At 72.3% G+C, this 12,662-nt stretch carries 4 protein-coding genes; 3 read left to right on the top strand and 1 reads right to left on the bottom strand.

Features of this window, described 5'->3' with window-relative positions:
- Window positions 1-25: 25 nt before the first annotated feature.
- Window positions 26-631 carry a GPP34 family phosphoprotein gene (locus AB0I51_RS13025; RefSeq protein ID WP_362974319.1) on the bottom strand — a complete coding sequence of 202 codons (606 nt, stop codon included), beginning with the start codon at window positions 629-631 and terminating at the stop codon, window positions 26-28.
- A gap of 396 nt (window positions 632-1,027) precedes the next feature.
- Here AB0I51_RS13025 and AB0I51_RS13020 point away from each other — a divergent pair, with 396 nt between their 5' ends.
- The 3 genes from AB0I51_RS13020 to AB0I51_RS13010 are packed head-to-tail and all read left to right on the top strand — an operon-like array spanning window position 1,028 to window position 12,661.
- Window positions 1,028-7,900 (top strand): SDR family oxidoreductase, encoded by a 6,873-nt coding sequence (locus AB0I51_RS13020; protein ID WP_362974317.1) that lies wholly within the window; start codon window positions 1,028-1,030, stop codon window positions 7,898-7,900.
- A gap of 1 nt (window position 7,901) precedes the next feature.
- Window positions 7,902-12,362, top strand: a complete 4,461-nt coding sequence (locus tag AB0I51_RS13015; RefSeq protein ID WP_362974315.1) for a beta-ketoacyl synthase N-terminal-like domain-containing protein — start codon at window positions 7,902-7,904, stop codon at window positions 12,360-12,362.
- Window positions 12,359-12,661, top strand: coding sequence for an acyl carrier protein (locus AB0I51_RS13010; protein WP_019071397.1), 303 nt, complete (start codon window positions 12,359-12,361; stop codon window positions 12,659-12,661). Before AB0I51_RS13015 ends, AB0I51_RS13010 begins: the two co-directional genes overlap by 4 nt.
- Window position 12,662: the final 1 nt, after the last annotated feature.

The raw sequence follows: 12,662 nt of genomic DNA, 5'->3' as shown, positions 1-12,662 counted from the left end.
GCGCCGCGCCGCGGTGAGACCGCTGTCACATACCGCGCCACACATTGTCATAGGCCGCGTCCTCGACGCTCTTGCGCTGCCGGACGGCCTCCAGTTCCGTCACCGAGTCGTGGACGGCGGCGAGGACGGTGTCCAGAGCCTCGTCGGTGACCTTCGCGGAGTCCTCGTCCGGCACCTCGCGGATGCCGACGGCCGCGGCGAGCTGGGCAAGGACGGGTTCGCCCGTGGCCCAGCGGTCGGCCGCCCGGCTGCGGGCCGGGGAGTCGACCAGGGCCGCCCTGCCGCTGCGGACAAGGTTCCAGCGACCGCTCTGCCGGGCGATCAGGCCCTCCTTCTCCAGCGCGGCGAGATAGGCCGAGGCCAGACCCCGCCCCCGCCGCCACAGCCAGTCCTCGACCGACTCGTACGGCGTCTGCCGTACGAGGGCGCTCGCAGCCTCGTCCAACAGGCCTTCCGGCAGGGGAACTTGGAGGTTCGGCACGATCAGTTCGCCGTCCAGCACGACGGCTTCGGCGGCGAGGAGGTCGACCACCTCCGCTCCCGCGAGCGCGAGCGAAAGCTCACCCGACTCGACGGGGCGGTCGGGGGCGACATCCATGGCGACGATCAGCAGGTCCCGGGGTGTGCTCATAGGTGCCAACCTAGCGCGGCTCACGCGAGGAGGCAGCGACACCCAACGTTTACATAATTCCGTTCCGCAGTCGGTCATGTTTCGGGACCATGAGCCTCGGATGAATACCAGGGGCTTTTGGACCGCTTGCGCCACTGCGGTCCGAATGGCGTGCCCTCTGAAGGAAATTGGCGGGGTTTCCGGTTGTTTGGGGGCCCGCTCGGGCTGGCCGGATCATTTCCCTGGGTGTGGCCCTTACCTTTCCGTTGTTGACCGCCGAGTAACAGTGACGCTAGCTTTCAACCAGCCAACTCACGTCTCTGCGATTCCGTTCGGCGCCCACAGGCCGAAACCCCCCACCGTGCAGTTTCACCGTTTATTCGGAGAATCATGACGTCTGTCGCGCGCGCCGCAGAAATGATCATTGGAATCACGCCGTTCCATGAACCGGATGCCAGACTCGCGGCGGCCGTGAGCCGCGCCGGCGGGCTCGGTGTACTGGACCTGGGAATTGGCGACCGAAGATCCAGAGAGGCTCTGGCGCGAATCCGACGCTGGTCCCCCGGCTCTTTCGGGGTACGGGTCGGCGCCCACTGCCGGATCGCCCCCGCGGAACTCGCCACGGCCGCCGACGGCGGCCCGCACACCGTCGTGCTCGCCGTGGACGCTGCGTGGCGGGTCGAGGAGGTCGCCGACTCGTACCGGGTACTGGTCGAGGTCAGCGATCCCGACCAGGCGCTGGCGGCGGTCAGCGCGGGTGCGCACGGGCTCATCGCCCGCGGTGCCGAAAGCGGTGGCCGCATCGGCGAGTTGAGCACATTCGTGTTACTCCAACGACTGCTCGCCGAGCCCGGTGTGACCGTCCCGGTCTGGGCCTGCGGCGGCATCGGCCCGCGTACGGCCGCCGCGGCGGTGTCCGGTGGCGCGGCCGGGGTCGTGCTGGACAGCCAGTTGGCGCTGCTCGCCGAGTCGTCGCTGCCGGAGACGGCGGCCGCGGCGCTGCGCTCGATGGACGGTTCCGAGACCACGGTGATCGCCGGTCACCGGGTGCTGCTGCGCCGCGGCCCCGACGCCCCGCAGGTGCCCGTCGAACGCGTCTGCGAAGTGCTCGGCGCCCGCGACCCGCGCACCCAGCTGCTACCGGTCGGCCAGGACGGCTTCCTCGCCGCGCGGTTCGCGGAGCGCTGGGGCGACGTGGGCCGCACGGTGCGTGAACTGACCTCCGCGATACGGGAGTTCGCCGGGACCTCAGCACCGCGGCCCGCACCGCACGCAGCACACGAAGGGCCCGTTGCGGCACTGCGCGCCGACTCCCCGATGAGCCGCCGGCTGGGCACCCGACTGCCCATCGCCCAGGGCCCGATGACCCGCGTCAGCGACCAGGCGGAGTTCGCCGCGGCCGTCGCCGGGGGCGGTGCCCTGCCGTTCGTCGCGCTGGCGCTGGCGAGCGGCGAGCAGTCGCGGACGGTGCTGGCCGAGACCCGCGCCGCCGTGGGAACACGGCCGTGGGGTGTCGGGGTGCTGGGCTTCGCACCCGAGGAGCTGCGCAACGCCCAGCTCGACGCAGTACGGGAACTGCGCCCCACGCACGCGATCATCGCGGGCGGACGGCCCTCGCAGGCCCAGGTACTGGAGCGGGCCGGAATCTCCACGTTCCTGCACGTGCCCTCGCCGGGGCTGCTGCGGCAGTTCCTGGACGCGGGGGTGCGCAGATTCGTGTTCGAGGGCTCCGAGTGCGGCGGGCATGTCGGACCGCGGGGCAGCTTCCCGCTGTGGGAGGCCCAACTCGCCGTGCTGGAGGACTTCTTGGCGACCGCGCAGGCGGGTACGGCCGAGCAGGTCGAGGTGTTCTTCGCGGGCGGTGTCCACGACGCCCGCTCGGCGGCGATGGTGGCCGCCCTCGCGGCACCGCTCACCGCCCGCGGCTCGGCCGTCGGCGTGCTGATGGGCACCGCCTATCTGTTCACCGCGGAGGCCGTGTCGTGCGGGGCGGTCCAGCCGCTCTTCCAGGAGCAGGTGATCGGCGCCACGCGGACCGCGCTCCTGGAGACCGCACCCGGTCACGCGACGCGTTGCGTCCCGAGCCCCTTCAGCGACAACTACCTGGACTTCGAGGCCCAGTTGCGCGCGGAGGGTGTGCCCGACCGGCAGATCTGGGAGCGGCTGGAGCGGCTCAACGTCGGCCGGCTGCGGATCGCCAGCAAGGGTGTGGAGCGGGACGCCGCCGGCGCGCTGGCCGCCGTGGACGAGCAACGGCAGCTCGCCGAGGGGATGTTCATGGCCGGTGAGGTCGCCGTGCTGCGTTCGGCGACCACCACGATCGACGCCCTGCACCGCTCGGTGACCGAGGAGGCCGCCGAATTCCTGGCCGACAGCGCGCGAACCACCAGTGCTCTCCTGGGACTTGAGGAGCAGGCCGAGCCGGAGCCGCCCGCCCCGCTGGACATCGCTGTCATCGGCATGGCCTGCATGTTCCCCGAGGCGCCCGACCTGCCCACGTTCTGGGCGAACATCCTCGGCGGACGCGACGCGGTGAGCGAGGTCCCGGCCGACCGCTGGGACCCCGCCGTGCACTACTCGGACGACAAGGGCGGCGCCACCCCGTCGAAGTGGGGCGGCTTCCTGCCCCGCATCCCCTTCGATCCGCTGCGCTACGGCATCCCGCCGACCTCCCTCGGCAGCATCGAACCGGTCCAGCTGCTGGCTCTCGAAGCGGCCCGTCGTTCGCTGGAGGACGCCGGATACGGCGACCGGGGCCGGGAGTTCGACCGCGCGCGCACCTGCGTGGTGTTCGGCGCGGAGGCGGGCAGCGACCTGTCCAACGCGACCACGCTGCGCGCCGTACTGCCGTCCTACTACGGGAAGATCCCGCAGGGCATCGAGGAACAGCTCCCCACGCTCACCGAGGACTCCTTCCCCGGCATGCTCTCCAACGTCATCTCGGGCCGGATCGCCAACCGGCTCGACCTCGGCGGGGCCAACTTCACGGTCGACGCGGCCTGTGCGTCCTCGCTGGCCGCCGTCGACGTCGCCTGCAAGGAACTCGTGGGCGGCACCAGCGACATCGTGCTGTGCGGTGGCGCCGACCTGCACAACGGCATCAACGACTACGTCCTCTTCTCCTCCGTGCACGCCCTGTCCCCGACCGGCCGCTCCCGCGCCTTCGACAGCTCGGCGGACGGCATCGCGCTCGGCGAGGGTGTCGCCTGCGTGGTCCTCAAGCGGCTCGCGGACGCGGAGCGGGACGGCGACCGGATCTACGGCGTCATCAAGGGAGTCGGCAGTTCCAGCGACGGCCGCTCGCTGGGTCTGACGGCACCCCGGCCCGAGGGGCAGCGGGCCGCGCTGGAGCGGGCGTACCGCAACGCGGGCGTCTCCCCCGCCTCGGTCGGTCTGGTCGAGGCGCACGGCACCGGGACCGTCGTCGGCGACCGGACCGAACTCTCCATCCTCAGCGCGGTGTTCACCGAGTCCGGTGCGGAGACCGGCAGTTGTGCGCTCGGCTCGGTCAAGTCGCAGATCGGGCACACCAAGTGCGCCGCCGGACTGGCCGGGCTGATCAAGACCGTGCTGTCGCTCTACACCGGGGTCAAGCCGCCCACCCTGCACATGAAGCAGCCCAACTCGGCCTGGAAGGAGGACAACAGCCCGTTCGTCTTCCACGCCCGGCCCCGGCCCTGGGCGGCTCCTGCCGGGGAACGCGTCGCGGGACTCAGCGCGTTCGGCTTCGGCGGCACCAACTTCCATACGGTGATCCAGGCCTACGGCGACGCCGTACCGCCCGCGCACGGCCTGGACGCCTGGCCCGCCGAACTGTTCACCTTCCGGGGAGCGGACCGGGCGGCGGCGCGGCGGGGCATCGAGGAAATCCTGAAGCTCGCGGAAGCGGGTCACTGGAAGCTGCGCGACCTCGCCCTCAGCGCGTCCCGCCGCTCCGACGCCCGGCACGAGCCGGTGCAGGTGGCCGTCGTGGCCACGGATGTCGAGGAGTTGGCCGTACAGCTGCGGCGGGCCCTCGCAGGCGAGCACGATCCCGCTTCGGGAATCCACGCGGCCGACCTCCAGGAGGGCGCCGGCCAGGTCGCCTTCCTTTTCCCCGGCCAGGGCAGTCAGCGGCCCGGCATGCTCGCCGACGTGTTCGTCGCGTTCCCCGAACTCCAGCACTATCTGCACCTGGGCCGCGACCACGCCGACGCGCTCTACCCGCCGGCCGCCTTCGACGACACCGTCCGCGACCGCCAGCAGGCCGGTCTGACGGACACCCGGGTGGCACAGCCCGCGCTGGGCATCGCCGGGCTCGCCGCCCACGCGCTGCTCACCGAGGCGGGCGTACGGCCGGACATGGCGGCCGGGCACAGTTACGGCGAGCTGGTCGCCCTGTGCGCGGCCGGCGCCATCGCCCCGGAAGCGCTGCTGGAGCTGAGCGCCGAACGCGCGGCGGCGATCCTCGAAGCCACCGGCGCCGACGACCCGGGCACCATGGCCGCGGTCGCGGCCGGCGCCGAGGACGTCGAGCAGGCACTGAAGACGGCGGGCGCACCGGACTCGGTGGTCGTCGCCAATCACAACTCGCCCCGCCAGACGGTGATTTCGGGGCCCACGGAGGCGGTCGCCGCTGCCGTGCGACTGCTGCGCGAGGCCGGTCTGGGTGCCAAGCGCATCCCCGTCGCCTGCGCCTTCCACAGCCCGCTGGTGGCGGGGGCGGGCGAGCGGTTCGCCCAAGCCCTCGCCCAACAGACCGTGCACGCACCCGAGTTCCCCGTGTGGTCCAACCGCACGGCGGCCCCGTACGGCGAGGGATCCGACGCGGTCCGGGCCGAACTCGCCGCGCAGATCGGGGCGCCGGTCAGCTTCGTCGCGCAGATCGAGGCGATGTACGAGGCGGGGGCGCGGGTCTTCGTCGAGGCCGGTCCCGGGGCGGTGCTGACCCGGCTGGTGGCCCAGATACTCGGGGAGCGTCCGCACCGCACGGTCGCGTGCGAGCCGCGGCAGGACAGCGGGCTGCGCGGCTGGCTCGACGCGCTGGCCCAACTGGCCGTCGCGGGGCTGCCGGTGCGCACCGGATGGCTGTTCAACGGGCGCGACGCCGTCGACGCGGCCCGGACTCCTGTGCCCAAGCGGCCCGGCTGGACGGTCGACGGACAGCTGGTCCGCACCGCCGCCGGAGAACTCCTCCCCGGTGCCCTCGCACCGGCCCGACGCGTTGTGGAGACGACTGTGACGACGAACCCTCAGGGCGGCGCCCCCGTCGAGGCGAACAGGGACGCGCTCATCTCCGAATTCCTGCGCACCAGCCGGGAGATGGTGGCCGCGCAACGGGACGTACTGCTGACCTACTTCGGCGCGACGCAGGCGACGGTGCCCCAGGGGACCTGGGTTCCGGCACCGGCGCCAGCCGTGGTCGAGGCGCTCCCGCAGCTGCCCGCCGCGTCGGCCGCCGTCGAAGCCCCGGTCGCCCAACAGCCCGGCGCTCAGCCGGAGTCGGCGCCCGAGGCCGTCACCGAGGACGATGTGCTGCGGGTCGTGCTGGAGATCATCAGCGAGCGCACCGGCTATCCCGTCGACATGATCGAGCCCGACCTCGACCTGGAGGCGGACCTCAGCATCGACTCCATCAAACGGGCCGAGATCGCCGGTGAGCTGGCGCAGCGGCTGGGCATCGGCGGCGGCGCGGACATCGCCTCGCTCGACGACGCCGAGCTGGAGGACCTGGCGAAGGCCCGCACGGCGGCGTCCGTCACGGGCTGGCTGTCGGCACGTCTGAGCGAGCCCGCCCCCGTGGCGGAAACACCGCCGAGTGACAACACCCCCCAGGACGAGGTCACCGGCACCGCACCCAAGCGGCTACAGCTGCGGCCGGTGCTGCTCGCGCACCAGGACGGCGACAACCCGGCCGACCCATCCTCCGTGCTGGGCGGGCGGCGGTTCGCCGTGTGCGGCGACGGAGAGGGCGCGGAGGCGGTCGTGGCCCGGCTCTCCTCGTACGGTGCCGAGGCGCTGATCGTCGGTCCCGAGCACCAACTCACCGCAGCGGACGGCCAGGTGGACGGCGTCCTGTATCTCGCGCCGCTCACGGCGTCGGCGCCGGTGCTCCCCGACGCGTTCCCCGTGTTCCAGGCCGCGCTGCGCCGCGGGCCGCGCCAACTGATCGCCGTACAAGGGGCGGAGAGCGGATCGGCGGGCCTGCACGGGCTGTTCCGTACAGTGGCGCGCGAGTACCCGGACACCGTCGCCCGGATCGTCGAGGTGACGGACACGGCACCTGCCGCCGTCGCCGACACGCTGCTCGCCGAACTGCTGGCCCCCGGGGACGAGCCGGTGGTGCTGCGAACGGCCGCCGGACGGAACGGACTTGAGCTGGTCGAGGCACCGCTCGGCGCGCTCGCGACCAACGGGGCCGGACCGGCCGGTGACGGGGTCGCCGAGGCCGCCGCCATCGGGCTCGACCGCGAATCGGTCGTACTGCTGGTGGGTGGCGCGCGGGGCATCACCGCGAAGTTCGCCGTCGCGCTCGCCGCGGCCTCCCGGTGCCGTATCGAACTCCTCGGCAGGACGGCCGCACCGGCCGGCCCCGAGGACCCGGCGACCGTGGGTGCCCGCACCCCGGCCGAACTGCGCGCGGCCCTCGCGGGCCAGGGCGGGCGCACACCGGCCGAGATCAACCGCACCGCGGAACTCCTGCTCGCCCAGCGGGAGATCACCGCGACCCTGGACGAACTCGCCGCGCTCGGCAGCGAGGCCCGCTACCACTCCGTGGACTTCCGCGAGCCGGACGCGGCGCTCCAGGCGGTCAAGGAGATCCACGCCGAGCACGGCCGTCTCGACGGTGTCGTCTACGCGGCCGGGGTCATCGAGGACCGGCTGATCGCCGAGAAGACCACCGAGTCCTTCCAGCGGGTGTACGGCACGAAGACGCACGGCGCCGAGACACTGCTGTCGGCACTGGAGGAACTGCCCAACGGCCCTGCTTTCGCCGTCCTGTTCGGCTCCATCTCGGCCGTCCTCGGCAACCGCGGGCAGGTCGACTACGCGGCGGCCAACGACGCCCTGGAGAGCCTCGGCGCGGCCTGGTCGGCGCGTACCGGGCACCGGGCGCTGACCGTGCACTGGGGTCCGTGGGCGCCGACCGGCGGTCACCACGGCATGGTCACCCCGGAGTTGGGACGCGAGTACGCGCGGCGCGGTATCTCGCTGATCGATCCCGAGGAGGGCACCGCGGCCCTGCTGCGCGAGCTCGCCTTCGGCGACGAGTCGGCCGGAGCCGTCGTCTACACCGCTTCGGGCTGGTGACATGACCGACCGTCAAGTGCCGGTCGCCATCGTGGGAATGGCGGTGCTGCTGCCCGGCGCCGCCGACCTCGACGCGTACTGGCGGAATCTGCTCGGCGGCACGGACGCCATCAGTGAGGTGCCGGACGGGCGTTGGGACGCCGACTACTACCGGCCGGACTCCGCGAGCGGTCCGGCCGTGGCCGACCAGGTGTACTGCCGGCGCGGCGGCTTCGTCGACGGGCTGGCCGAGGTCGAGGTGACCCGGTTCGGCATCATGCCGAACTCGGTGCCCGGCACCGAACCCGACCAGCTCATCGCCCTCCACGTGGCCGCCGCGGCCCTCGCCGACGCGGGCGGGGAGAGCCGACTGCCCGACCGGCACCGCGTCGGCGTGGTGCTCGGCCGGGGCGGCTATCTCACCCCCGGCCTGGTCCGCCTAGACCAGCGGGTTCGTACGGCAGGCCAACTCGTCCGCACGCTGGGCGAGTTGCTGCCCGATCTGGACGCCGGTCAGCTGGAGCGGATCCGCACGGCGTTCACCGACCGGCTGGGCCCCGACAGCCCCGAGTCCGTCATCGGCCTCGTACCGAACCTCGCGGCATCCCGCGTCGCCAACCGCCTCGACCTGCGCGGCCCGGCCTACACGGTGGACGCGGCCTGCGCCTCCTCGCTGATCGCCGTCGACCAGGCGGTCACCGAACTCGCCGCCGGGCGCTGCGACCTGATGCTCGCCGGAGGCGTCCACCACTGCCACGACATCACGCTGTGGAGCGTGTTCTCCCAGCTGCGCGCGCTCTCCCCGAGCCAGCGCATCCGCCCCTTCCACCGGGACGCCGACGGCATCCTGATCGGCGAGGGCACGGGAGTGGTCGTCCTCAAACGCCTCGCCGACGCCGAACGCGACGGCGACCGGATCTACGCCGTCATCCGCGGCACCGGTGTCTCCAGCGACGGCCGCGCCGCGAGCCTCGTCAACCCCGACTCGACCGGCCAGACCCACGCCGTACGGCAGGCCTGGGAGGCGGCGGGGCTGGATCCTGCGCTGCCCGGTTCGATCGGCCTGCTGGAGGCGCACGGCACGGCCACGCCCGCCGGTGACGCGGCCGAACTCGCCACGCTGGCCGAGGTGTTCGGACCCGGCGATGATGCGGTCATCGGCTCCGTGAAGTCGATGATCGGGCACACCATGCCGGCCGCCGGGGTCGCCGGACTGGTCAAGGCCGCCCTCGCCGTCCACCACGGGACGCTGCTGCCGACCCTGCACTGCGACGACCCGCATCCGGCGCTCGCGGCCACCCGGTTCCGTCCGCTGGCGAAGGCGACGCCCTGGGAGACGACGCCCGAACAGCCCGTACGGCGGGCGGCGGTGAACGCATTCGGGTTCGGCGGCATCAACGCGCATGTGGTGCTGGAGGAGGCACCAGGGGCTCGCGCGTCACGTTCGGCGACGGTGGTGGTCGACGAGCCGGAACGCGTGCTGACCCTCGCAGCCGACAGTCCCGAGGCGCTGGCCGCGATGCTGGACGCGGACGACTCCGCGCTACTGGCCACAAGCAACTCGCTTTCCGGCCGCTCCCGCCTCGGCATCGTCGCCCCGGACGCCAAGCGACTCGCGCTGGCCCGCCGCGCGGTCGCCAAGGGGCGGGCGTGGCAGGGCCGCAGCGATGTGTGGTTCACGCCGAGCCCACTGCTCGGCGCGGGCGGCGGCAAGCTGGCGTTCGTCTTCCCGGGCCTGGAGGGCGACTTCACGCCCCGGGTGGAGGACGTCGCCGCGCACTTCGGACTGCGCGAGAACAGGTCCGCAACTCCCGCACAGGTGGGGGATGTCGGCCGCCACGGCTTCGATGTGGTGGGTGTGGGACGGCTGTTGGACGCAGCGCTGCGCCGGATGGGTGTGGTGCCGGACGCGGTCGCCGGGCACAGTGTCGGCGAGTGGACGGCGATGACGGCCGCCGGGGTGTACTCGCCGGACGAGGTGAGCGACTTCATGGAGTCGTTCGACCCGGACTCGGTGACCGTGCCGGGGCTTGCCTTCGGCGCGATCGGGGCTCCCGCGGAGCGCGTGCTGTCGGCACTCGCAGCCGAGTGGCCGGACTCCGGGATCGTCCTCTCGCACGACAACGCGCCGGGCCAGTCGATGGTGTGCGGGCCGGAGCAGGCGGTGGACGCGTTCGTGCGGTCGTTCCGCGCGCAGGGTGTCCTGAGCCAGGTGCTGCCGTTCCAATCCGGCTTCCACACACCGATGTTGAAGCCCTACCTCGCACCGATCGAGGAAGCCACCAACCGCTTCCGGCTGCATCCGCCGACGGTTCCCCTGTGGTCCGGGACGACCGCCTCGCCGTATCCCTCGGAGGAGAAGGCGGTCCGCGAGCTCTTCATCCGGCATCTGCTGGAGCCCGTGTGGTTCCGACAGCTCGTCGAGGCCATGTACGACGCCGGTCATCGCGCGTTCGTCCAGGTCGGCACCGGCCAGCTCGGTTCCCTCGTCGACGCGACACTGAGCGGACGCGATCACCTGGTGATCGCCGCCAACTCGCCCCACCGCTCCGGGCTGGCCCAACTCCGGCGCGTGGCAGTGGCGTTGTGGACGGCGGGCGGAGCAGTGGATCCGTTGACACCGGCCCCGCAGAAACCGGCTCGCCGACAGGAGCGGCCTCCGGTGCGCCTCGACCTGGACGGGGCACTCGTGTCCCTCGACGCCCCGAGCCTGGTGAAGCTGCGGGCGGAACTGCGCACGCCGCTCCCGACGAGCGCCGCCGCATCCCCCCTGGACGCGCTCACCGGCCGCTTCCCGGCAGCCGCCGAACTGCACGCCCTGATGCGCGAAACCGCGGACACGGCCGCCCAACTCCTCAGCGCGGGCAGCCGCCGTACTGTGGCGACCATTCCCGCCCCACCCCGGCAGCCACCCGCTCCGCCCCGGGAATGGCAGACCACGGTCCATGTCTCCCCCGAGTCCATGCCCTACCTCATGGACCACTGCTTCTTCCCGCAGCGTCCCAACTGGCCTGATGTGGCGGACCGTTGGCCGGTCGTCCCGGCCACCACGATCGTGCAGCACATCATCGAGGCGGCCGAGCGGACCGCGCCCGGCATGCGGGCGGTCGCCGTGCACGACGCGCGGTTCGACCGGTGGCTGACGGCGACGCCGCCGGTCGACGTACCGGTGCGGGTGGTCACCGAGGCCCCCGGCCGGCTCGCGGTCTCCTTCGGCCCGCACGCGCGCGGTGCGGTCGAACTGGCCCCCGCGTACGCCACCGCGCCCCCGCCCCACGACCGCCCGGACCCGACCACCGAACGCGTCCCCGACCACACCGCGTCCCATCTCTACGACGAGCGCTGGATGTTCCACGGTCCGGCGTTCCAGGGGGTCACCGAACTCACCGCGATCGGCGACCGCCACGTACGCGGCACGATCACCACACCGCCCGCCCCGGGCTCCCTCCTCGACAACGTGGGCCAGATCCTGGGCTACTGGATCATGTCGACCCGCACCGAACGCACCGTCGTCTTCCCGGTCGGCATGCGCGAGATGCGCTTCTACGGCCCCCATCCGCGCCCCGGCACGGAAGTCGAGTGCCTGGTGCGGATCACCTCACTCACCGACACCGCGCTCGAATGCGACGTACAGCTCACGGTCGACGGCGCGGTGTGGGCGAAGCTGACCGGCTGGCAGGACCGGCGTTTCGACAACGACCCGCAGACCAGGCCGGTCGAGCGCTTCCCCGAACGCAACACGCTCTCCGAGGCCCGCCCCGGCGGCCGGACCCTGCTGCACGAGCGCTGGCCCGACCTCGCCTCCCGTGATCTCATCATGCGCAACTCCCTGAGCAGCATGGAACGTACGCAGTACGCGGAGCATCCGCCGCGCGGTCGCAGGCAGTGGCTGCTGGGCCGGATCGCGTTGAAGGACGCGGTACGGCAGTGGCTGTGGAGTCATGGCGAGGGGCCCGTCTATCCGGCGGAGATCCGGGTGCACAACGACGCGGCGGGCCGCCCCTACGTCACCGGCCTGCACGGCCGGACCCTGCCCCCGCTGGACGTCTCGCTGGCCCACGCCGCCGAGGCCGCCGTCGCGATCGTACGGCCGCACTCCCCCGAACCCGGGCCCGGAATCGACATCGAGGAAGTCGTCGACCGCGACCCCTCAACCCTCGCCACCGCTCTCGGTGAGGAAGAACTCGCCCTGCTGCGGGCCCAGTTGACGGCGTCCGGTGAGTCGGAGGCGCTGTGGTTCACCCGATTCTGGGCGGCGAAGGAGTCGGTCGCCAAGGCGGAGGGCACCGGCTTCGGTGGCCGGCCACGCGACTTCACGGTCTTCCAAGTGGCCTCCGGATCACGGCTGTTGGTGTCCGGGCGGCTGGAACGCGCCTACACCGTGCACTGCGAGCCGGCCGGCAATCCCCCCAATCTGCCGGACAGGACCTATGTCGTGGCCTGGACGACGGGACCCGCGCACGAAGAGGAGTACGACCGATGACCCCCACCACCGAGGACACCGTCCTCGCCGACCTCACCGGCATGCTGACCGCGCTCCTGGAGGACGAGTACGGCGTCGACGACGTCGAGATCACCATGACGACGACCTTCAACCGCGACCTGGAGCTGGAGAGCATCGACCTGGTGACTTTGGCCGGGCTGCTCCAGGAGCACTACGGCACGAAGGTCAACTTCGCCGAGTTCCTGGCCGGGATGGAGTTCGACGAGATCATCGAACTCACCGTCGGCCGACTCGTCGAGTACGTAGTGCAGAGCCTCAAGGCAGCCGAGGCGGGCTGAG

Origin of the sequence: Streptomyces sp. NPDC050549 (assembly GCF_040655035.1) — a bacterium.
Taxonomy (GTDB): domain Bacteria; phylum Actinomycetota; class Actinomycetes; order Streptomycetales; family Streptomycetaceae; genus Streptomyces.
This window is presented reverse-complemented; position numbering and strand designations above follow the sequence as displayed.

What these genes read in the sequence shown, in the direction of transcription:
- AB0I51_RS13015 (WP_362974315.1), top strand. Translation starts at nt 7,902, where the DNA reads ATGACCGACCGTCAAGTGCCGGTCGCCATCGTGGGAATGGCGGTGCTG.
- AB0I51_RS13010 (WP_019071397.1), top strand. Translation starts at nt 12,359, where the DNA reads ATGACCCCCACCACCGAGGACACCGTCCTCGCCGACCTCACCGGCATG.
- AB0I51_RS13025 (WP_362974319.1), bottom strand. Translation starts at nt 631, where the DNA reads ATGAGCACACCCCGGGACCTGCTGATCGTCGCCATGGATGTCGCCCCC.
- AB0I51_RS13020 (WP_362974317.1), top strand. Translation starts at nt 1,028, where the DNA reads ATGATCATTGGAATCACGCCGTTCCATGAACCGGATGCCAGACTCGCG.